The organism is Domibacillus sp. PGB-M46 (genome assembly GCF_022668875.1).
In the GTDB taxonomy this organism is placed as follows: Bacteria; Bacillota; Bacilli; order Bacillales; family Domibacillaceae; genus Domibacillus.
Genome location: NZ_JAKGCR010000002.1, coordinates 224,696 through 245,328, shown reverse-complemented (window position 1 = coordinate 245,328; position 20,633 = coordinate 224,696). Strand labels below are relative to the sequence as shown.

Annotated in this window: 24 protein-coding genes; 21 read left to right on the top strand and 3 right to left on the bottom strand. The window is 44.1% G+C overall.

The annotated features are described in order from the left end of the window. Window positions 1–17 precede the first annotated feature (17 nt). On the top strand, window positions 18–1,811 hold the full coding sequence (locus L2D08_RS03215) for a sensor histidine kinase (protein WP_242232287.1): 1,794 nt from the start codon (window positions 18–20) through the stop codon (window positions 1,809–1,811). Between the two features lie 50 nt (window positions 1,812–1,861). Here L2D08_RS03215 and L2D08_RS03210 read toward each other — a convergent pair whose 3' ends face one another. Further along, on the bottom strand, window positions 1,862–2,461 hold the full coding sequence (locus tag L2D08_RS03210) for a TetR/AcrR family transcriptional regulator (RefSeq protein ID WP_242232286.1): 600 nt from the start codon (window positions 2,459–2,461) through the stop codon (window positions 1,862–1,864). Between the two features lie 118 nt (window positions 2,462–2,579). On the opposite strand from L2D08_RS03210, the gene L2D08_RS03205 reads away from it, so the two are divergent. Next, the gene (locus L2D08_RS03205) at window positions 2,580–3,131 is read left to right on the top strand and encodes a hypothetical protein (protein WP_242232285.1); all 552 of its coding nucleotides are present in this window, start codon (window positions 2,580–2,582) and stop codon (window positions 3,129–3,131) included. Between the two features lie 14 nt (window positions 3,132–3,145). On the opposite strand, the gene L2D08_RS24230 is transcribed toward L2D08_RS03205, so the two are convergent. Further along, the gene (locus L2D08_RS24230; RefSeq protein ID WP_242232284.1) at window positions 3,146–4,033 is read right to left on the bottom strand and encodes an exonuclease domain-containing protein; all 888 of its coding nucleotides are present in this window, start codon (window positions 4,031–4,033) and stop codon (window positions 3,146–3,148) included. A gap of 120 nt (window positions 4,034–4,153) precedes the next feature. Between L2D08_RS24230 and L2D08_RS03195 the strand changes: the two genes are divergently transcribed. The 19 genes from L2D08_RS03195 to L2D08_RS03105 all read left to right on the top strand — a co-directional run bounded on the left by L2D08_RS03195 (window position 4,154) and on the right by L2D08_RS03105 (window position 19,667). Then, window positions 4,154–4,330: a hypothetical protein gene (locus tag L2D08_RS03195; protein WP_242232283.1), complete on the top strand. Its 177-nt coding sequence runs from the start codon at window positions 4,154–4,156 to the stop codon at window positions 4,328–4,330. A 99-nt stretch (window positions 4,331–4,429) separates the two neighbouring features. Beyond that, on the top strand, window positions 4,430–4,570 hold the full coding sequence (locus L2D08_RS03190) for a 3-methyladenine DNA glycosylase (RefSeq protein ID WP_242232282.1): 141 nt from the start codon (window positions 4,430–4,432) through the stop codon (window positions 4,568–4,570). Between the two features lie 79 nt (window positions 4,571–4,649). Then, window positions 4,650–5,603, top strand: coding sequence for a TRM11 family SAM-dependent methyltransferase (locus tag L2D08_RS03185; protein WP_375337559.1), 954 nt, complete (start codon window positions 4,650–4,652; stop codon window positions 5,601–5,603). A 126-nt stretch (window positions 5,604–5,729) separates the two neighbouring features. Next, window positions 5,730–5,873 (top strand): hypothetical protein, encoded by a 144-nt coding sequence (locus L2D08_RS03180; protein ID WP_242232280.1) that lies wholly within the window; start codon window positions 5,730–5,732, stop codon window positions 5,871–5,873. Window positions 5,874–6,035: 162 nt separating this feature from the next. After that, window positions 6,036–8,516: a bifunctional 2',3'-cyclic-nucleotide 2'-phosphodiesterase/3'-nucleotidase gene (locus tag L2D08_RS03175; protein ID WP_242232279.1), complete on the top strand. Its 2,481-nt coding sequence runs from the start codon at window positions 6,036–6,038 to the stop codon at window positions 8,514–8,516. Window positions 8,517–8,615: 99 nt separating this feature from the next. Then, window positions 8,616–9,641 carry a Delta(5) desaturase DesA gene (gene desA / locus L2D08_RS03170; RefSeq protein ID WP_242232278.1) on the top strand — a complete coding sequence of 342 codons (1,026 nt, stop codon included), beginning with the start codon at window positions 8,616–8,618 and terminating at the stop codon, window positions 9,639–9,641. A gap of 70 nt (window positions 9,642–9,711) precedes the next feature. Beyond that, on the top strand, window positions 9,712–10,845 hold the full coding sequence (locus tag L2D08_RS03165) for a sensor histidine kinase (RefSeq protein ID WP_242232277.1): 1,134 nt from the start codon (window positions 9,712–9,714) through the stop codon (window positions 10,843–10,845). Continuing rightward, window positions 10,842–11,441: a response regulator transcription factor gene (locus tag L2D08_RS03160; protein WP_242232276.1), complete on the top strand. Its 600-nt coding sequence runs from the start codon at window positions 10,842–10,844 to the stop codon at window positions 11,439–11,441. The genes L2D08_RS03165 and L2D08_RS03160 overlap by 4 nt, the downstream gene beginning before the upstream one ends. Before the next feature lie 104 nt (window positions 11,442–11,545). Then, entirely contained in the window at window positions 11,546–11,842 is a 297-nt protein-coding gene (locus L2D08_RS03155) for a DNA-binding protein (RefSeq protein ID WP_242232275.1), read from the top strand. A 61-nt stretch (window positions 11,843–11,903) separates the two neighbouring features. Further along, complete coding sequence (locus tag L2D08_RS03150; protein WP_242232274.1) at window positions 11,904–12,299, top strand: hypothetical protein; 396 nt, start codon at window positions 11,904–11,906, stop codon at window positions 12,297–12,299. Window positions 12,300–12,671: 372 nt separating this feature from the next. Further along, window positions 12,672–13,301 carry a GTP pyrophosphokinase gene (locus L2D08_RS03145; protein ID WP_242232273.1) on the top strand — a complete coding sequence of 210 codons (630 nt, stop codon included), beginning with the start codon at window positions 12,672–12,674 and terminating at the stop codon, window positions 13,299–13,301. A 67-nt stretch (window positions 13,302–13,368) separates the two neighbouring features. After that, entirely contained in the window at window positions 13,369–14,253 is an 885-nt protein-coding gene (locus tag L2D08_RS03140) for a foldase protein PrsA (protein ID WP_242232272.1), read from the top strand. Window positions 14,254–14,495: 242 nt separating this feature from the next. Beyond that, window positions 14,496–15,299 carry a GDSL-type esterase/lipase family protein gene (locus tag L2D08_RS03135; RefSeq protein WP_242232271.1) on the top strand — a complete coding sequence of 268 codons (804 nt, stop codon included), beginning with the start codon at window positions 14,496–14,498 and terminating at the stop codon, window positions 15,297–15,299. 67 nt (window positions 15,300–15,366) lie between these two features. Beyond that, window positions 15,367–15,960 carry a TerD family protein gene (locus L2D08_RS03130; protein WP_242232270.1) on the top strand — a complete coding sequence of 198 codons (594 nt, stop codon included), beginning with the start codon at window positions 15,367–15,369 and terminating at the stop codon, window positions 15,958–15,960. Between the two features lie 91 nt (window positions 15,961–16,051). Further along, window positions 16,052–16,474, top strand: a complete 423-nt coding sequence (locus L2D08_RS03125; protein ID WP_242232269.1) for an organic hydroperoxide resistance protein — start codon at window positions 16,052–16,054, stop codon at window positions 16,472–16,474. Window positions 16,475–16,489: 15 nt separating this feature from the next. Beyond that, on the top strand, window positions 16,490–16,969 hold the full coding sequence (locus L2D08_RS03120) for a glutathione peroxidase (protein WP_309241324.1): 480 nt from the start codon (window positions 16,490–16,492) through the stop codon (window positions 16,967–16,969). Then, the gene (locus L2D08_RS03115) at window positions 16,966–17,415 is read left to right on the top strand and encodes a MarR family winged helix-turn-helix transcriptional regulator (RefSeq protein WP_242232268.1); all 450 of its coding nucleotides are present in this window, start codon (window positions 16,966–16,968) and stop codon (window positions 17,413–17,415) included. The genes L2D08_RS03120 and L2D08_RS03115 overlap by 4 nt, the downstream gene beginning before the upstream one ends. 75 nt (window positions 17,416–17,490) lie before the next feature. Then, window positions 17,491–19,308 (top strand): asparagine synthase (glutamine-hydrolyzing), encoded by a 1,818-nt coding sequence (gene asnB / locus L2D08_RS03110; RefSeq protein WP_242232267.1) that lies wholly within the window; start codon window positions 17,491–17,493, stop codon window positions 19,306–19,308. A gap of 59 nt (window positions 19,309–19,367) precedes the next feature. Then, window positions 19,368–19,667 carry a hypothetical protein gene (locus L2D08_RS03105; protein ID WP_242232266.1) on the top strand — a complete coding sequence of 100 codons (300 nt, stop codon included), beginning with the start codon at window positions 19,368–19,370 and terminating at the stop codon, window positions 19,665–19,667. An 83-nt stretch (window positions 19,668–19,750) separates the two neighbouring features. On the opposite strand, the gene L2D08_RS03100 is transcribed toward L2D08_RS03105, so the two are convergent. Then, the gene (locus L2D08_RS03100; protein ID WP_242232265.1) at window positions 19,751–20,605 is read right to left on the bottom strand and encodes a transglutaminase family protein; all 855 of its coding nucleotides are present in this window, start codon (window positions 20,603–20,605) and stop codon (window positions 19,751–19,753) included. Window positions 20,606–20,633 lie beyond the last annotated feature (28 nt).

The window sequence follows — 20,633 nt, the reverse complement described above, 5'->3', positions numbered from 1 at the left end:
GCAAAAGGAAGCAGGTTATGAAAAAACAATTTCTTCATATGTCTTTCCGTCACAAAATCTTAACCGTACTGTTAGTCAATACCCTCTTATTAAGCGGGTTTTCACTTGTTTTTGTACGGTCTATTGAAGACGTTCAAAGCGTTGGTCAGCAGATTAATAAAAACGATATCCCTGAAATGGTTTGGATTTCTTACTGGCAGGAAGATCTTAATGTTAAAAAGTATATCGTCGAAAGTTATCTATCCGGCGGTCTCAATGATACGCTTGTAGAAGTATACAAGGAACAGGACAAAAAAGCTGCCCAGTTGCCCGGGAACAAGAAGGTCATGATTCCGCCGGCACTTGAGTCGTTTAGCCGGGATATCGACCGTTTAGACTTTTTAATCGAAAACAATGTCCAGGGGCTTTTACTTAATGGTAATACTGATGAAGCAGCAGTGTATGTAACGGAGCGATACCTTCCGGAGCTGGATCGTTTAAAATTGAGCCTTAGAGAAAAAGAAACAGAGACACTCTCTTCGCTAAGCGGGCAGGCAGACCAGTTTTCAGGAATTATTGAAGCGGCTCTCGTAATTTTATTATTTCTGACAACGGCTGCATTGATCATGTCGATTTATGGGTCACACTGGATCAGCAAGGGGCTGACAAAACCAATCGAAAAAATGGTTAAAAGTGTAGATCAAATTGCAGGCGGCCGCTACGGCTTGACAGTGACAGAAGTGGAGCAGGAAGAGCTGAAACGGATTGCCGACTCTATTAATAAAATGTCTGCCAGTTTAAAAGAATCGTTTCATACCATTACAGAGGGCAAAATTTATCAGGAACAAATTTTAAATTCATTGCCTGTTGGAATTATAACCAGTGACGATAAGATGGACGCCTTTTCTTTAAATACGTTTGCCAAGCACTTATTGGAGGCAGGAGAAGACACCGTACAGCATTTAGCTCAAACAGATCACAAAAACAAAAAGTTCTGGGGAATATTAAAAGATAAGTGCATTTGCCAAAATGAAAAAATTCCTTTTGTGACTGGTAAACAATCTTATCAGCTGCTTGTGTCTCAAGCCGAATTAGTAAATAAACGGAAAGAGAGAATTGGCCGCATTTTTTATTTTATCGATTTTACAAAAATGAGCGAGCTTGAACGGCGGATGCAGCAGTCGGAAAAACTGGCAGTGGTAGGTGAAATGGCAGCTGGTGCTGCCCATGAAATACGAAATCCACTTGCTGTTATTCAAGGCTTTCTTTCTTTAATGGATCACTCTTTCTCCAGAGAAGAAAAAGAGCAGTATTATCTGCCCCTTCTTTTAAAAGAGCTGGACCGGATTAATACGATTATTGAAGATATGCTGCTGATGTCGAAGCCAGAGGCCCCGAGATTAAAAGAAGTCAAAATAGAAGATTTAATCCAGGATATCCTTCCGCTTATCACACAGTCACTGCAAAAAGATATTGAGTTTACTTTTTCACTGGATCCGCATCTTCTGCAGGTGGATCCTAATCAAATGAAGCAGATTTTTCATAATTTGATACGCAATAGTATAGAAGCGATAGAGGAAAAAGGCCATATTTCCATTCAATCAACGATTGAAAAAGGCTGGTACCGCATTTACTTGCAAGATACGGGTACAGGAATAGACGACGGGATGCGAAAAACGCTTTTTGATCCTTTTTCAACCTCTAAAGAAGACGGGACAGGGCTTGGACTGCCGCTTGTCCAGCGAATGGTGGAAAGCCACGGCGGAACGATCGAATTAATGTCCACCTCAAAAGCCGGCACGACATTTTGTGTGACTCTGCCGGTTTCATAAAGAAAAAAGAGCAGGGTTCACAAATCAGCCGTTTGTAACCCTGCTCTTTTTTATATGTTTGCTTCTTCGACGGGCTGGTGAAATAGTGTGTTCATATGATGAACAATCACCTTTTTTATTTTCTCCTTTGACAGCCGCTTAGGGTGAAGCATCACATGAAGGGCAAGACCATCCACTAGAGCATAAAGCCGTTCGATTTCCAGGTTTACATCCACTTCTTTTTTCAGCAATCCGCCCTCGAACAGTCCTGTCATAATCCGCTCGATCCCTTCACGTATACCATCCTCCTCTTCCCGGGCATGCGGCAGGCTGTTCATGACAAAGTGAAACCAGACAGACATTTCTGTCTGGCTTTCAGCATCGTATGGAATAAGCTCAAGCAAGATGCGAATACTAATTTGTTCTGGAGAATCCTCTGATTGCAAAAGGCGGTTAATCCGGATAGATACCCGCTCTTTAACGAGATCCATCGCGTATAGGAGCAGTTCCTCCTGGGAGGAAAAATAATGACGGAGCGAGCCGAGAGAAACGCCGGCTTCAGCAGCAATGGCACGAACGGTCGCCCCTTCTATTCCCTTTTTTACAATAATAGTCCAGGTTGCTTCGGCAATTTGTTTTTTTCGCTTTTCGTGATCGACGATTTTTGGCATATACCGATTGTAACAAAAAAGAGGGCAAGAAACCATTTTTTTAATACGATTGTATTTAATAAAAAAATGTGTTATCTTTTAAATAATACAACTGTATCATTTAAAAGAGGAGGAAAAGATGGATACCATTGCCTGGCTTATTATTGCGTGCGAAGCAGCATTTTGGGTGGTTATCGGAGTGGGTTTAACGATAAGATATGTATTTCAAAAAGAAAAAGCGGGTCTGCTTTTTTTAGCACTTACCCCCATAATAGACTTGCTGCTGCTGGCATTTACAGTAACAGATATTCAGAGAGGAGCATCGGCCAGCATAGCTCATGGCATTGCGGCCGTTTATATCGGTGTTTCCGTTGCTTATGGGAAAAGCATGGTCAGATGGGCTGATGAGACATTTCGCCACTATGTGCTGAAAGAGGGCAGCAAGCCGGTGTCGAAAACAGGATTTGCTTTTGCTAAGCAGGATTTAAAAAACGCTGTACGCCATGTTTTTGCTTACGTAATTGGGGCCGGGCTGCTGTACGGCATTGTCCTGCTGGTTGGAGGGGGAGAACGAACAGAAGCACTCTGGCAGATTTTGCGCATTTGGACGCTCATATTAGGGATCGATCTTGTCATAACAGCCAGCTATTTCATTTGGCCAAAACAGAGCAAAAAGAACGCACTCAAATAAGAAGTGCGTTCTTTTTATAAACGGATTGCTTTGAAAAATTTTTGCTCAGAAACGAGCTTGATGGCTCCGCCCTTTGACTGCCAGTTTTTTGCCCTTTGAATTTGGACGGAAAGCTGCCCATTTCGATATTTTTTTGCATCGGATTCACCGACGATTAAATAATCAGTGTTTTTTTTAACGGTAGGATGAATGCTGGCACCAAGGCTTTGGACAATTTGGATGGCGTCCTGCCGATTCATGGACGTAAGCGTTCCGGTAAATGAAATGGCTTTTTGCGCAAAAGGATGTACGACAGAATCCGTTTTTGGCTTTTGAACTGGAGCCCGCTTGTCCGGCTTTTTTTTGCGAAAAGAATCGCCGTGAATATAGCCGAATCCATACTGCGCCTCCTGGAGAAAGGCAGCAAGCGAAGCGTAGCGTTCCATCATACCGTTTACCACGACTGCACAGGCAACGGCATCTTCCAGCGCATTATGATGATTGAATGTAAAGTTAAAGCGCTCGGCTACTACATTCAATTTGTTAGAAGGCAGCTTCAACATAGATTTTGCCAGCATACAGGAACAGAAATATGGATTATTTGGCAGGGACAGCCCATGTTTTTGAGCTGTGCTGCGCAGGACACTAATGTCGAATTGAGCAAAGTGAGCCACAATCGGATCATCCCCGATAAAAGCCATTACTTCATCGAAAATATCACTAAACGAGGGAGCGTCCGCTACATCTTCCGGCCGGATGCCATGCACGGCGATATTCCGGCTGTCAAACCGCTCTTTCGGGTTAACAAGCGAATAGTACGTTTTTTTTATTTCTCCATCGACTACTTTTGCCAGCCCAATTGAACAAACACTGCTTCGGCTGGCGTTCGCCGTCTCGAAATCAAGTGCAGTGAAATTTTTCACGTCTGGATCATCCTTTACGTTAATTATAGTTATAGTAGAATAAGTGTACTGGTTTTAGGTATGAAATACAATCGGGCGTATGGTACACTAGCAGAAAAAGCAGCTAAGGCAGGTAAGATAATGATTAAATTCGGCTGGGCATTAACAGTTATTGGACTAATCGCTATTTTGAGCGGGCTTCTTTACCCGGTGGGCGTCATTCCAAAAAATACGTTTCTCATCCTGCTCGTTGCAGGCGCACTCGTCATGTTTATTGGATCAATGGTGCGAACGGTAGGTATCTTAAAAAAGAAGTAGTCCTTTTGCTTTTACATGGTGCCAGATTATAATCTTTGTTTATTTTCAAGAAAATGTGGAAATAACGTAAAAGAGACAGATCAAAGGAGGCACATTCATATGACAGAAGAAAACAAACAGTCCAATGACTCGATAGAGCAGCAACGAAAGAAAGAGCGCGGTGAAGATATCGAACCGCAGCGCGCACAGGATAAAAAGGAAAAGCGTCCTGAAGATAAAAACCCTGACGATTTCGAATAATCGTCAGGGTTTTTTATTTTCCATGAAAAAAAGGAGCTGGATGGAGAAAAGTATGTCAAAATAAATGAAGCAGAGGATAATAGAAAGAAGGATCAATGTGAACGAATTTATTTATACAGTGAATTATAGTGAGGAAGACGAAGAACTGGCTGAAATGGAGCTGCGCGCTTTTTTCGGTTCGTCTGCCTCCGGGCCGGTAGTGAAAAGCAGTGTCGATCTGGATGTAAATCGAAGCCCGTTTATACGGGAAAAAGTAGAAGTGCTTCTTGAGGCAGATTCGGTGGCTGACATCGTTCAAAAAGCTGGCAGCATCGATATAGGAAGTGAAACTTTTAAAGCGATTTTTGTAAAAACGAACGACCTTCCGCCTGAAAAAAAGGTGGAATATCAGGAACGGCTGGAAATTGAACGGGCCATTGGCTGGGAAATTATTGGAGAAGCGGACTTGAAAAATCCGGATCACCTTTTTGGCCTTGTGGCTTGCGGCGGACGCTGGTATCTGGGGCGTTATGAGAAAAACAAGCGTGTATGGATGAAGCATATTCAAAAGCCGCGTGAATATTCAACAGCGCTCAGTGCCCGGGATGCCCGGGTCATGGCGAATATTGCTGTACCAGAGCCGGAAGGCATTCGGGCTGTCGATCCATGCTGCGGGATTGGGACTGTTTTAGTGGAAGCTTTATCAATGGGGATGGACATTGAGGGGCGTGATATCAATCCGCTTGTTGTCGGAGGCTCGCGTGAAAACCTGGCTTACTTTGGCCTCGAAGGCTGTGTCACACTCGGACCGATTGAAGAAGTAGAAGAGCATTATGACGTAGCGATTATTGATATGCCATATAATCTGTATACACATGCAACGCCTGATGAGCTGCAGTCTATTTTAACGCATGCACGGCGCATTGCCGACAGGCTCGTTGTCGTGTCGATTGATCCGATTGAAGAAATGGTTGAGAAAGCAGGTTTTGCTATTCAAGACCGCTGCATTGCAAGAAAAAGTACTTTTTCCAGACGCATTCTCTCCTGTTCATAAGAAGGCCCTTCCCTTCAAATGTAGCAGGCTTCCCATAAAAGCCTGCTTTCGCATTTTGCTCGAATGCTGATACAATTCAGTTGAAATGTATCAGACTGCAGACAAATTATACGGACGGCCGTGCACATGAATGGGATGGATCGGCGGTGTCCAGGCAGCTCTGCTTTCCATGGGGCAGGCGCTGAGCCCGACCCCGCCTGGCAGCTCAACCGGTCTCCGCTGCCCGTGGAACGCGAAGTCCGGCCGGCTTCACTTATCGGCTCTTTTTAAAAGCGAAAGACTTTGTCTACGCACTGAGACATTTCAGCTGAAATGTCTTTTTTTAATTAACATAGTGTAAATTTTTATTTAGATAATTGTAAATTTTCTCATTTCTTTTTGCTGATCATGCTATAATTCCTATATTGAAAAAATAGTTTAGGGGGCAGTTGAATGAAAAAAGCGTGGACAGTAGGAACCGTTATTGCAGCAGGGTTATTTGTGCCGCAGATGGCACAGGCAGCCGAAGATACTGTAAAGCTGCGTATTGTAGAAACATCCGATCTTCATTCTAATGTAATGAACTATGATTATTATAAGGATTCGGCGACAAACGCCTACGGGCTTGCTAAAGCGGCTGCCTTAATCAAACAGGTGCGCGGGGAAGCAGACAACAGCATGCTTTTTGACAACGGCGATTTAATTCAAGGAAGTCCGCTTGGTGATTACGTATATAACAACGGATTAATGAAGGAAGGCTATATTCACCCGGTATACAAAGCGATGAATCAACTTGGCTATGATGCAGCAACAATCGGCAACCATGAATTCAACTATGGGCTTGAGTATATGGATACAGCGCTTAGCGGAGCAGCGTTCCCATACGTAAATGCGAATGTTTATGACACGGAAGGAAATCCTTATTTTACGCCGTTTAAAATCATTGAAAAAGAAGTGAAAGATACAGACGGAGAAGTACATACAATTAAAGTCGGCGTTACCGGTTTTGTACCACAGGACATTATGAAATGGGATGCCAAGCACCTAGAAGGAAAACTGGTGGTGGAGGACATTGTAAAGTCCGCTCAAAAGGTGGTGCCGCAAATGAAGGAAGCGGGAGCGGATGTGATTGTGATTCTTTCGCATTCCGGCATTGCCGAGTATGACCAGAACGGCGCTATGAAAGAGTATACAGAAGGCATTGAAAACGCTTCTTACTATTTAACGAAAATTCCAGATGTGGATGCTGTTTTAACAGGCCACCAGCATTTGAGCTTTCCGAATGCGGCCAAGCCGTCTTTTCCGGATGGAAGCGGTATCGATAACACAAATGGGACCATTAATGGTGTTCCGACAGTTATGCCTGGCTCGTGGGGCAATAACGTTGGGCTGATTGATCTCCAGATTCAAAAAGTGAACGGAAAATGGGATGTAACAAGCGGAAGGAGCTCTCTTAAGCCGATTACATCCGGTGATGTGACTGTAGAAGCGGATTCTGCTGTTGCAGCATCTGTTCAAGCCGAGCACGAAGCGACGATTAAATATATGGAGACACCAGTAGGGGAGCTCAAAGGAAATTTGAATACGTACTTTGGTCTTGTGCGGGATAATGCGGCAATGGAAATTTTAAACCGGGCACAAACGTGGTATGTACAAGATGCACTGAAAGGTACGCAGTATGAGAACCTTCCTGTTCTTTCAGCAGCGGCACCATTTAAAGCAGGACGCGGCGGCGCAGAAGATTATACAGATGTCCAAGCAGGTACGCTCGTGCTGAAAAACATTGCGGATCTGTACCTATACGACAACAACGTCGTCAATGCCATTAAAGTAAACGGTGCTACTTTGAAAGAGTGGCTTGAATGGTCAGCAGGACAGTTTAACACGATCGATCCGGCAAAAGGAGATGGACAAGCACTGATTAACCCGGATTTCCCGACCTACAACTTTGACGTGATCGACGGCGTTACCTATGAGATCGATGTGACATCCCCGCCGAAATATGACAAAGGACAAAATGTGATCAACGCATCGGCAAACCGGATTAAAAATTTGGAATTTAACGGAAAACCGGTAACGGATGAGATGGAGTTTATTGTAGCCACCAATGATTATCGGGCAGCAGGCAGCAAGCTGATGAATCCAGGCGGCGTAAACACGGTATTAAAAGCACCAGATTCCAACCGCCAGGCTGTAATGAATTATGTAAAGGAATTCAAAGAAATAGACGCAGCAGTGGATAACAACTGGACATTTGCCAAAACAAAAGCGAAAGCAACATTTACCTCTAATCCAAAAGCAGAAGCACTTGCCAAAGAAACGGATAACATTACGTATACGGGCAAAATCGATGAAAAAGGATTTGGCATTTTTGAGCTTGACTTAAACAAAGGCACAGCAGGTGCGCCGTCCTTTGCAGACGTGCCAGCGGATCACTGGGCAGCTGAGCATATCGCGGCACTCGCTGAGGCAGGCATTATTAAAGGCAAAACAGATGCAACATTCGATCCCGAAGGCAATGTGACACGCGGCCAGTTTGCGAGCATGCTCGTCCGTACCATGAAATGGACGGCCCAAAAAGAAACACCGTTTGTCGATGTAAAGGGCCGGCTGAAGCAGGATATTACGGCTGCATTCGAAGCAGGCGTTGTGAAGGGCACAACAGCTAAAACGTTTGAACCGGCTAAATCGATCAGCCGTGCCGAGATGGCAGCCATGCTCGTGCGCGCTTATGAAAAAGAACACGGAGCAGTTAAAGTAACGGCCTCAATGCCGTTTACCGATGTGGGCCAATACCGCACATCTATTCAACAATCCATCCAGAAAGCGTATCAGCTCGGCTTGATGGAGGGAACAGGCAAAACTTTTAAGCCGGGCAACACGGCGACACGGGCCGAGGCGGCAAAAGTGCTTTATTTGCTCGGCCAAAAATAAATATGACACTTGTCATATTTATTGTATGACGGGTGCTACTGCACAACACGTTTTCCTTCCGGTATAGTAAAGTTATTACTGAGCGGAGGGAACGTAAACATGAGCAAAGAACATACAAAAATTTTACGAAAACAAGTAGCTCCCTATGAAAAATCTGATACGCATAAAAGCATCTTTCAATTAATCAATACAATTGGCCCGTTTTTGCTGGTCTGGTTTCTTGCATACCAAAGCCTGCAAATTTCCTACTGGCTGACACTCGGGTTATCGGTAATCGGTGCCGGATTTATTACACGCATCTTTATTATTTTTCACGATTGCTGCCACCACTCCTTTTTTAAGAACCGCAAGCTGAATCGGATAGTAGGCACGATCACAGGTGTTTTAACGTTTTTCCCGTATGACCAGTGGCAGCACAGCCATAATGTCCACCACGCAACAAGCTCAAATCTTGACAAGCGCGGTACAGGAGACATGTGGATGCTGACGGTTAATGAATATTATGAAGCGCCATTGAAAACACGTATTGCATACCGTTTATATCGCAATCCGTTTATCATGTTCGTTATTGGCCCAATATGGGTGTTCTTGATCACCAACCGTTTTAACGTGAAAGGCGCCCGCAAAAAAGAACGCATGAACACATACTTAACGAATGTGCTGCTTCTTCTTGGCGTCGCTCTTATGTGCTGGCTCATCGGCTGGCAGGCGTTTCTTCTTGTACATGGCCCGATGTTCTGGATCGCCGGTGCGATGGGGGTATGGCTGTTTTATGTGCAGCATACCTTTGAGGATTCGTACTTTGAAGAAGATGAACATTGGAGTTATGTAAAAGCAGCAGTGGAAGGAAGCTCGTTTTACAAGCTGCCAAAGCCGCTTCAATGGATTACCGGTAATATTGGCTTTCACCATGTGCATCATTTAAGCCCGCGCGTGCCAAATTATCAGCTCGAAGAAGCGCACTCAAATTCCGAACCGCTTCAAAGTGTTCCGACTATCACACTCTGGACCAGTATCCAGTCTGTAAAGTTTCGCCTTTGGGATGAGGAACAGGATAAATTCGTTACATTTAAACAAGCTAAAAAAACATATGGCTCATTTGGTAAACGAAGTGCCATTCAGTAGTTTGAAAAGCTGTCCCCACTCAAGTGAGGGCAGCTTTTTTATGGTAAAATAAAAACAAAAAAGGTGTTGTATGAAAAAAAGATTTGCATCGTTTGGGAAAAGCTCCGGCTTGTCTCCTTATATATGGATTATTTTAAGCTTTCTGCCGTTTTATTTTATTTTTCAGTCGTCATCCACGAATGAAATTGTCATCGGCATTACATTGACAATTTTGTTTTTTATCAGCTTCAGGTTTGCTTTTTTATCATCCAGGTGGCCGGTTTATCTCTGGGTCTGCCTTCTTGTCGGCATTTCTGTTGCCATGACGGTTATGTATCAGTTTATTTACTTTTCATTCTACATTGCCTATTACAATGGAAATATCCGTAAGCGTGCGGCTTTTATAACAGCTTACGTGATTCACCTGGTCAGCACCATTGGTTCTATTAACTATAACCTTGTGGTTCAGGACCCGCTGTTTATCCAGCAGATTCCCATTATTGTCATCGTATTTATTGGCATTGTGCTGCTGCCCTTTTCATTGTACAACCGAAAAAAACAGGATAAGCTTGAAGCGGAGCTGCAGCTTGCCAACAATCGGATTGCTGATCTTGTGAAACAGGAGGAACGCCAGCGGATCGCTCGTGATCTGCATGATACGCTTGGCCAGAAGCTTTCCCTCATTGGATTAAAAAGCGATTTGGCGCGCAAGCTGGTCGAAAAAGACCCGGAACGGGCAAAGGGAGAGCTGCTGGATGTGCAGCAAACGGCACGAACCGCACTGAATGAAGTGAGAAACCTTGTTTCATCCATGCGGGGCATCCGGGTGAATGATGAAATTGTGCTTGTTCAGCAAATGCTTCGGGCTGCACAAATTGAGTATACAGGCGCTGATTCTTTTCAGCTTGTAAATGTATCGCTGTTTGTGGAAAATGTGCTCAGTATGTGCATGAAAGAAGCGGTAACGAATATCGTAAAACACAGCCAGGCCTTTTCCTGCCATATATCGATTGAGCAGCTTCAGGATTCCGTTCGAATGACCGTAAAAGATGATGGTGTAGGGCTCAGCCGCCAGGATATCGGAAAAGGAAGCGGACTGCCTGGTATGCGGGAGCGGCTTGAGTTCGTAAATGGAAGTTTAGAGATCCGAAGTGAAAATGGCACGGTTTTAATCATGACGGTACCGAACAATGTCACACAGCATGACAGGGAGGGAATGAAATGATTCGCATTGTCATTGCTGAGGACCAGCGCATGCTTCTTGGAGCACTTGGGTCGCTGCTCAGCTTAGAAGATGATATGGAAGTGGTTGGACAAGCTGCAAATGGAGAAGAAGCCGTTACACTTGTGCGGGAGCTGCAGCCGGACATTTGTATAATGGATATTGAAATGCCGCTGAAAACAGGGCTTGAAGCGGCTGAAGAATTAAAAAATGATGCATGTAAGGTGATTATTTTAACGACATTTGCCCGCACAGGCTACTTCCAGCGGGCGCTAAAAGCAAAAGTAAGCGGATATTTACTAAAGGACAGTCCAAGCGATGAACTGGCGAGCTCCATTCGTAGTATTATGAATGGCCGAAAAGTGTATGCGCCGGAATTGATGGATGACTTATACAGTGAAGAAAATCCGCTGACGGAACGTGAAAAAGATGTGCTGGCTCTTGTTTCCGAAGGAAAAAGCACAGGAGAGATTGCGAAGCAGCTGAATTTAAAAAACGGGACCGTCCGCAATTATATCTCTACGATTTTCGATAAGCTGGAAGTGAAAAATCGAATAGAAGCCATTTCTCAATCTAAAGAAAAAGGCTGGTTTAAATAAAGGAAAGCGTGCAGAAGCACGCTTTTTTTTATGGAAGAAAAAGAGATGAGGCAAGCTATTGGCTCATAAGATAAAAAAGCACAGAAGAAAAAGGAGGACAAGTTGTGAGTTTATTTTTAGGTGCTGGTATTGCACTGGCCGGCTATTTTATTGGGGACGGGCTTAAAAATTGGAAAAATCCATCTGAAAAAACATTTATCGATCATTTTAAGCGAAGAGATCAGTCTGAGCTTATTCAGGAGGATACTTTGCATCGTTTTTTTGGCGCACCGAAGCAGGATACGAAAGAACTGCTTCAAAGATATCGGGATATTCCATCTATTGATGTAAATGGAAAAACGTATTTTTCAAGAACTTCTCTCCGCCAGTGGCTGGCAGCACGTAAGATTCGTTCCGATTAACAGGCCCAAGCTGTATAAATAGCGTTCATCTGCCTAAAACTAAAGAAAAAGGAGGGATAAAGTGGATACAAACCTGACATTAATCCTCGGAAAAATAATGGGAGAACTATACGATCTTCAAAGCCGGCAGGGCATTGAAAAAGCCGATAAAGGCCATATTTACGGACTTAAGAATGGATTTGAAGAAGCGCTGGCGAAAGAATTTGGGGAGCTCTCCGTTGTCCGGAAAGAAGAAGTGGAGACGGTATACCGGTATTTTTCTCCTTTTATGGAGGCAAAGACAGAAACAGACGAGCTTCCCCCCATTGAAGAAATGCGGGCGCAGATGGAGAAGAAGGGGATTTCTCAAGACCGGTTTATTATCATTTTAAGATACTTGAATGCATGTGACAGGATTAATGTTGATGTAAACCAATTTGGAGACTTTATGTTAATAGGCGGACATGACGAAAAGTAAGTATCCTTTATGGATGCTTCAGACTATAAACAAATTATATGGATAAGATGGATCGGCGGCGTCCAGGCAGCTCCACTTTCCGTGGGGCAGGCGCTGAAGCCCGCTAGTCCCAAAGAAGTCTATGCAGCCTTCCCGCCGCCAAGTGGCTTGTAACAAGATTGTATAGAGCGCGTCGCATCTTTTGTTTAAAAAAGAGAAAATGTCTATTCGGTCCTTGTTTATTGGTCTTCAACACCACTTATCGGCTCTTTTTTAGAAGCGAAAGACTTTGTCTACACACTGAAGCATCCTTTAAGGGTGCTTTTTTCATTTTATTTTCACTTTCCTCCGCTACGATAAAAAGCAGATCATGTTACAAAGGAAGTGCGATAGATGGAGCAGGAAATGGATGAATGGAAAAAACTGATGCTGATTCACAAATTTGCGCTGGATGAAGTAAATACGAAGCTGAATATTTTAAATGAAGAGTTTCAGCATATCCACCAATACAATCCGATTGAACATATTAAATCGCGATTGAAAAATCAGCATGGCATTATTCAAAAGGTAAAACGAAAAGGGTACGCGTTAACCCCGGAAAATGCACGGCGCCACGTGCACGATATTGCCGGCATTCGCATTACATGTTCGTTTGCATCCGACATCTACCATGTGCTGCAAATGCTCAAGCAACAGCGGGATATTCAACTTGTACATGTAAAAGATTACATCAAACAGCCGAAACCAAATGGCTATCAAAGTTTACATGCAGTCATTGGAATCCCTGTTTTTATGGCGGCTTCAACCGAAAAAACGATGGTTGAAGTGCAAATCCGTACGGCTGCGATGGATTTCTGGGCGGGACTGGAGCACAAGCTGTTTTATAAATTTGACGGTGTCATTCCGCCCCGCCTGCAAAAAGAACTGAAAAGTGCAGCGGACACAATGACCGCGCTTGATCAAAAAATGGAAGCGATCAAGCAGGAGATGGATTTTGTTAAAAACGGCGGGACATTCATTTGACTTTCACCGTTTTTTCACTTTTGTTTTTTATACTGAGCTCGGAAACTAAATAGCAGGGAGAGAAACAATGAACACTTTAAAAAAAAGAAAAACGTATGTATGGGCTGCGATTATCGCAGCAATAGCGGCGGCTGGATTCTTTTTTGCCACAGCCGGCAGCAGTGCAGAAACGATTGCGGAGGTAGGCGGAACCAAAATTACGAAAGATGATTTGTATGATTCACTCGTAAAAATGTACGGAGCAGACGCAGTGGAATCGTTAATTGCGAACAAGATTGTGGAAAAAGAAGCCACTAAGGAAAAGGTGCAGGTGACAGATAAGGAGATTCAAGAAGAACTGGACGCAACCATTGAGTCGTACGGAGGAGAAGAAGCGTACAAGTCAGCGCTTGAATCAAGCGGCATGACCGAAGCAGATATGGAGGAAGAAATTAAAGTATATCTCGAGACGGTGAAACTGCTTGAGCCACGCATCGAAATCACAGATGAAGAAATCGAGACTTATTTTAATGAAAATAAAGATACGTTTGCCACATCCGAACAGGTAGAAGCAAGCCACATTTTAGTAGATGACGAAGCGACTGCAAAAGAAGTTACAGCGAAGCTTGCAGACGGGGAGGACTTTGCAGCGCTGGCAAAAGAATATTCTACCGATACAACAAGTGCGGAAAATGGCGGTGAGTTGGGCTACTTTGGTACAGGGGAAATGACCGAGGAATTCGAGAAAGCCGCTTTTGCGATGGAGATTGGTGAAATCAGCGAACCGGTTAAAACCGATTACGGCTATCATATTATTAAAGTAACAGGAAAGAAAGAAGCGAAAGCCGCTAACTTGGAAGACAGCAAAGAGGAAATTAAAGAAACGCTCAAGCAGGAAAAAATGTCGAGTGAATATACAACCTGGCTGGAAGAAAAAAAGGGAGATTATGATATTTACAATTCATTTGAATAAAAGAAAGAACTCTGTCCCTGGGGCAGAGTTTCTTTTCTTCTCGACAGCATGGGTCTTGTTTTTGAAAAAAGTGGGTATGGATAAAAGAAGATGGGAGAAAACGGCTTTTGGGACGTTGTTTTGCAGCCCTTTTTCCTCAAACAGATTAGTTGTGAAAACAGCGAAATCGTACGTATAATGAACAATTAATACGGCAACAATGAACAGTATTTCCGAATAAAAGGAGGAACAAAGAAAGAGGCATGAAAGTCATCGCCACCATTTTAAGTGTTGTTGCAGTGTGTGTGGCAGGTTTCGCGATTTGGATTTATTACCCGCAATATCAGATAGAACAATTAAAAGAAGGACCGCAGACGCTTGCAAGTGAGCAGAAAAAGACATATATCGATTATTTCCGCGAAAGTGACAAGCAGGTACTTCGCCACCTGGCAATTGGAGATTCTATTATTACCGGTTTTGGTGCACCGCCGAAAGAAAATCTCGTGAAGTCTTTTTCGGAGAGCCTTGAGTCATCCATCCAAAAAGAGGTTGAATTCCAAAACGAAGGCATTAATGAAATCACAAGCACTGAATTAAACCGTCTCGTGCAGGGCGGAGAGTTTGATGACCAGATCAAGAAAGCGGATATTGTGACGATTAATATTGGCGGCAATGATATTTTGCAGCTTGGCTTCCAAAAAGGGTTCTATGAGGCTGTTCAATCCGTTGATTCGCTTCAAAAAACATTTAACGCCAATCTGACCGATATCATGGAGCGGGTGCATACGTTGAACCCGGAAGCTACAGTTTTGCTATTAGAATTGTACAATCCGCTTGATAAAGAATTTGAATTGTATTCAATGGCAGACCGGCTCCTGCCAAGATGGAACCTTCAATTTTACGAGCTGGCAGCCAAGCACGATTATGCGGTTGTCGTGGATACAACTGAAGTAATCAATAGTGAAACACCGCAGAATGTGTCAGATGATGGAATTCATCCGAACGAGTTTGGCTACCATGCTATTGCGGATCAAATGCTGTTTCAGCTTCAGCAGGAAGTGCGGTAAAAACGAGCGGGCTTTTGCTTGGAAAGAAAGCCCGCACCTGTTAGGATGAAACAAAAGGGGGATTTGCATGAAACCGAACCGGCTGAAAGGATCTATGAAAATTGCGTTAGGATGGGATGGAAGTGCTTCGCTTTTTGACCTGGATATGATGGCGCTGCTTGTAGATAGGGAGAACCGTGTGCGCTCAAGTGAACATATTGTTTTTTACAATCAGCTCACTGCTTTTGACGGAGCGCTTCTTTTATCGAGCGATAATCAAACAGGAGCCGGCAGCGGTGATGATGAAGAGCTTTACGTACAGCTGTCGATGCTTCCTGATACAGTGGATAAAATTGTTCTTGCTATTGCCCTTCACGAATCGGGCGGGCGGACATTCCACGATGTGAACGCTGCATTTGTCCGGATGATCAATGATGAAACAAAAGAAGAAATTGTCCGGTATGAATTAGGAGAAGACTTTTCGGACGCAGCCGGCGTCGTGATTGGTGATGTCCGGCGGGCAGAAAAAGACTGGAGAATCGTTCTGACCGGAAGTGGTGTATCCGGCGATTTTCGGTCTATTTGTCGTGCGTACGGTCTCGCATCCTTGCCGGAAGGGTTTTTCAATAAGAAAAAAGGAATGAATAAAATCTCCCCGCTGCATATTGAGAAGCTGTTTTAAATAAAACAGCTTTTTTAGTGGTGTTTTTTATTTAAATCGTGTACGATTTAATCGTAGAAGATTTAAATGAACGATTAAAGGAGTTTTTCGAATGAAACCTATTTTTGAAACAACAATTATTAACACAGGCGGACGCGACGGAGAAGTTCATTCACCGGACAATATTTTTAATTTAGACGTTGAAAAACCGCAGGCACTTGGCGGCAATGCGACAACAGCTACAAATCCAGAGCAGTTATTTGCAGCGGGCTACAGTGCATGCTTCAACAGTGCACTTGAATTGATGCTTGAACAGGGAGGCGTTGAATTCCACAGCAGCCAGGTTATAGCAACCGTTGCTCTTTACCCGGACAAAGCCGATAAAGGTGTTAAGCTTGGTGTTAAGCTTGAAGTGTCCATTGAAGGAGTAGACCAAGCAACAGCAGAAGAATATGTGAACAAAGCGCACCACTTCTGCCCGTATTCAAAAGCGATCAGCGGTAACGTTGATGTTGAATTGTCTGTAAAGCAATAAGGAGGAGGGAATTCTGTGGCAACTGTTTACGATTTTAGCGTTAAAAAACCGAACGGCAATGAAATGCCGCTAAAAGAGTACGAGGACAAACCGCTCTTGATTGTCAATACGGCAAGCAAATGCGGATTTACGCCGCAGTTTGGCGGCCTGCAGTCTTTATATGAAAAGTACAAAGACGACGGTTTTGTGGTTCTCGGGTTTCCGTGTGATCAGTTTAACAACCAGGAATATGACGATATCAATCAAACGACCGAATTTTGCCGGGTAAACTATGGTGTTACGTTTCCCATCTTTGCCAAGGTTGATGTAAATGGTGAGGATGCACACCCGCTGTTTGTTCACTTAACAACCGAGAAAAAAGGGATGCTGTCCAAAAAAATCAAATGGAATTTTACAAAATTTCTCGTCGACCGAAACGGGCAGGTTGTCGAGCGATATGCACCACAGACAAGCCCTGAAAAAATAGAAGAGGATGTAAAAAAAATCCTATCATGAATGATTTTCGCTCACTGAACGGCCAGCTTTGTTTTGCTGTTTATGAAACAGCTGGCGAGTTTAACAAGCTGTATACAAGCGTATTGCAGCCGTTTGGACTTACGTATCCGCAGTATTTGGTGCTTTTGGCTTTATGGGAAAAAGATGGGGTAACGATGAAAGAGCTTGGTGCAAAGCTCGACCTTGGTACTGGAACACTGACGCCGATGATTTCACGTATGCAGGAAAATGGCTGGGTGCGTAAAGAGCGCTCCAAAGAAGATGAACGAAGAGTATTTATCTATTTAGAGGAAAAAGCGCACCAGCAGCAGGGGGCTATTACGAAGCGTGTGGCAGAGGAAATCGAACTTTGTCAAATTAACGCGGAAGAATACAAAGAATTGATGACCAGGCTTAATGATCTGCATCAAAAACTTAAAAAAAGAACAAATTCCGCCGGCGCGTAGTGCACCGGCGGAATTTTTTTGTTGTCATGTTTCGGACAGGTCACGCATATCGTAGTACGGGAAAGGGTGATGCGCATGTGTGGCATAACAGGCTTTGTACATTTTAATCAAGAGCTTGCCAGTAAAAAAGAAACAGTCCGCCAGATGGCGCAGACACTTGAAAAACGGGGACCGGACGATTTTAACATTTGGACAGCGGAGCATGTAGCATTCGGTCATACGCGGCTTGTCGTCGTAGATCCGACAGGCGGGATCCAGCCGATGACGCGCGGAACATACACCATTGTATATAACGGTGAGCTGTACAATACGGAAGAGATCCGGGCTGAGCTTAAAAAGTGCGGCCACTCATTTCAAGGACATTCGGACACGGAAGTGCTGCTTTATTCATTTATCGAGTGGCGTGAAAAGTGCCTGGAGCGGTTAAATGGCATTTTTGCGTTTGGTGTGTGGGACCAAACACGTGGGGAGTTATTTATGGCACGTGACCGGCTCGGTGTGAAGCCGTTATTTTATACAGAAAAAAATGGCGCGTTTATTTTCGGCTCGGAAATCAAGGCGCTGCTTGCCCATCCGGATGTGAAACCGGAACTTGACCGATTAGGCTTTATGGAGCTGATCGCGATCGGACCGGGCCGTACACCGGGACAGGGAGTGTTTAAAGGGATAAAAGAGCTTCGGCCGGCGCACGCGCTAACTGTAAAAAAGACCGGGGTGAAAGTATGGAGATACTGGAATGTACAGAGCGCCCCGCATGCTGATTCCCTTCCTGAGACAGCCCTGCGTGTCCGGGAGCTGCTGCAGGATGCCGTTATGCGTCAGCTGACGGCAGATGTACCAGTGTGTACCTTTCTGTCTGGAGGGGTAGATTCCAGTGCAATCAGTGCATTTGCAGCTCAGTTTTTCGACACACCGCTTCATACGTATTCAATTGAGTACGAAGACAACAGCCGCTTTTTCAAGCAAAACGTTTTTCAGCCGGGAGAAGACCGGCCATGGATCGAAAAAATGCAGCAGCACATTGGCTCCGTTCATCACACAAAAGTGATTGATCAGGAAACATTGGCTCATGCATTAAAAGAAGCCATGTGTGCGCGTGACCTCCCGGGCATGGCCGATGTGGATTCGTCCCTGCTTTGGTTCTGCCATGAAATCAAGCAGGACTTTACTGTCGGATTGTCAGGAGAGTGTGCAGATGAAGTGTTCGGCGGGTATCCGTGGTTTCACCGGAACGGATCAGAAGAAGGGTTTCCATGGATTACCTCCATGCAGGAAAAATCCCAGCTGTTAAACGATAAATGGAGGCAGGTTCTTCCACTAAAAGAATATGGACGGGAGCAAAGCGGCAAACTGCGGGACGAGACACCAAAGCTTGATGGGGAATCGGATGTGGAGCGCCGGCGCAGAGAGCTGTTTTATTTGAACATGGTATCATTTATGACCGCACTTTTGGAACGAAAAGACCGGATGAGTATGGGGGCAGGGCTGGAAGTGCGTGTACCGTTCGCGGATCACCGGCTTGTTGAATACGTCTGGAACATACCGTGGGAGATGAAAATGGCAGACGGGCGTGAAAAAGGCATTCTTCGAAGAGCACTGGATGGTGTTCTGCCGGGAGATGTGCTGTATCGGAAGAAAAGTCCGTATCCAAAGACGCATCATCCAGCGTATACAGCAGCCGTGTCAGGCATGCTGCAGGATATTTTAAAGAAGGATACACCGCTCTTGCACTTTTTCTCAAAAGAAGGACTTGAGAAACTCGCACAGACCGGCGGGGCATCATTTCAATATCCGTGGTTTGGCCAGTTGATGACTGGACCGCAGCTTGTTGCTTATTTTGTTCAAATGCACGAATGGTTTGAAGAATATTCTGTTAGGTTTTATGACAAATAAGATGTTTTTGAGCAGGAAATCGGGGAATATAGTAATCAAATACGAAAGGAGTGCTGAAAATGAAAACAAATAAAATGACATGTGTATATAGAAACGGGCAAGGTGAGTGGAAACAAGGCGAGTCGTTTGAAGAAGAACTCAAGCTCGGCGAAGGCACTCACTTTCATATCAAGTGCGGCGAAACATCAAAGTTTTACGAAATGGTTTCAGACCGTTATATAACAGACCGAAAAGACCGTCAAAAAACATTTTATAAATTTGAAACACCCGATGGCTATAAAGCAGGAGACCGCTTTTTCAGCGTTGCTTATATAGACCATCGCAATCAGGATATTACATTTGATATTCACAGCGAATAAACCTGCATTACATGTTTTAATCATAAAAAGGGGTTATTCCAAAGTCGAGGGAGTGGACTTTTGGAATAGCCCCTTTTTATGTGTTAAAGAGACTCCAGTTTTTTCACACTTACTTTCACCTCAAGTGTTTGACTGCCGCCTCTGTAAATCCCTTGAAGAGGGCTGACATCTGTATAGTCACGGCCAATGCCAATTCGAATATGATTTTCTAGTGCTTCTACATTATTGGTTGGATCAAGCCCAATCCAGCCAATTCCAGGCACCATCACTTCTACCCAGGCGTGGGAAGCTGAGTCGCCAATAAATTCCGCATTGTCTCCTGTGTATAAATAGCCGCTGACATATCTGGCCGGGATCCCTTTTTTTCTAAGCATGCCGAGCATAACATGCGTATAATCCTGACAGACGCCTTTTTTCAAAGTGAAAGCTTCCTGGGCCGTTGTAAGGACATTCGTGGCTTCAGTATCATACGTAAATGTCTTATGCAAATACCGCATTAATTCCAGTGGGAATTGAACAGGATTTTCAATATTACCGACAGACTGCGTCATTTCTTCTACTTGTTCCGGACTAAGAAAGGTATATGTATTTTCCTTTAAAAAAGGAAGATAGTGCTCCTTGAACCGCCTTGAGTGAAAAATGGACTTCATTTCGGAAGAGTATTCAATTCGTTCAATAAACGGCGCCCGCTGAATGCTGACAACAGAAGTCGTTTTTACTTCTAATGAGCGGTGTTTTTGCGGGATAAGAAAGCTTTCCACGGTATTTCCCCACAAATCTATACTTTCTTTTGTCATAGAAGGAGGGGTAATATCAATCTGATAAGAAAGCAGGTGCTGGCATTCGTCCGTACTTGGTTTTAAACGAATATGGTTCATGCTTTGGTCCACATCGTTTTCGTATTTGAAAATATTAGTATGGGTAATTTCATACTTCATAAAGCCATCACTCTCCAAGTGCGTTGGT

Bases quoted from the DNA above. Each gene is read 5' to 3' on its own strand.
- L2D08_RS03215 (WP_242232287.1), top strand. From the start codon at position 18: ATGAAAAAACAATTTCTTCATATGTCTTTCCGTCACAAAATCTTAACC.
- L2D08_RS03210 (WP_242232286.1), bottom strand. From the start codon at position 2,461: ATGCCAAAAATCGTCGATCACGAAAAGCGAAAAAAACAAATTGCCGAA.
- L2D08_RS03205 (WP_242232285.1), top strand. From the start codon at position 2,580: ATGGATACCATTGCCTGGCTTATTATTGCGTGCGAAGCAGCATTTTGG.
- L2D08_RS03195 (WP_242232283.1), top strand. From the start codon at position 4,154: ATGATTAAATTCGGCTGGGCATTAACAGTTATTGGACTAATCGCTATT.
- L2D08_RS03190 (WP_242232282.1), top strand. From the start codon at position 4,430: ATGACAGAAGAAAACAAACAGTCCAATGACTCGATAGAGCAGCAACGA.
- L2D08_RS03180 (WP_242232280.1), top strand. From the start codon at position 5,730: ATGAATGGGATGGATCGGCGGTGTCCAGGCAGCTCTGCTTTCCATGGG.
- L2D08_RS03175 (WP_242232279.1), top strand. From the start codon at position 6,036: ATGAAAAAAGCGTGGACAGTAGGAACCGTTATTGCAGCAGGGTTATTT.
- desA (WP_242232278.1), top strand. From the start codon at position 8,616: ATGAGCAAAGAACATACAAAAATTTTACGAAAACAAGTAGCTCCCTAT.
- L2D08_RS03165 (WP_242232277.1), top strand. From the start codon at position 9,712: ATGAAAAAAAGATTTGCATCGTTTGGGAAAAGCTCCGGCTTGTCTCCT.
- L2D08_RS03160 (WP_242232276.1), top strand. From the start codon at position 10,842: ATGATTCGCATTGTCATTGCTGAGGACCAGCGCATGCTTCTTGGAGCA.
- L2D08_RS03145 (WP_242232273.1), top strand. From the start codon at position 12,672: ATGGAGCAGGAAATGGATGAATGGAAAAAACTGATGCTGATTCACAAA.
- L2D08_RS03140 (WP_242232272.1), top strand. From the start codon at position 13,369: ATGAACACTTTAAAAAAAAGAAAAACGTATGTATGGGCTGCGATTATC.
- L2D08_RS03135 (WP_242232271.1), top strand. From the start codon at position 14,496: ATGAAAGTCATCGCCACCATTTTAAGTGTTGTTGCAGTGTGTGTGGCA.
- L2D08_RS03130 (WP_242232270.1), top strand. From the start codon at position 15,367: ATGAAACCGAACCGGCTGAAAGGATCTATGAAAATTGCGTTAGGATGG.
- L2D08_RS03125 (WP_242232269.1), top strand. From the start codon at position 16,052: ATGAAACCTATTTTTGAAACAACAATTATTAACACAGGCGGACGCGAC.
- L2D08_RS03115 (WP_242232268.1), top strand. From the start codon at position 16,966: ATGAATGATTTTCGCTCACTGAACGGCCAGCTTTGTTTTGCTGTTTAT.
- asnB (WP_242232267.1), top strand. From the start codon at position 17,491: ATGTGTGGCATAACAGGCTTTGTACATTTTAATCAAGAGCTTGCCAGT.
- L2D08_RS03105 (WP_242232266.1), top strand. From the start codon at position 19,368: ATGAAAACAAATAAAATGACATGTGTATATAGAAACGGGCAAGGTGAG.
- L2D08_RS03100 (WP_242232265.1), bottom strand. From the start codon at position 20,605: ATGAAGTATGAAATTACCCATACTAATATTTTCAAATACGAAAACGAT.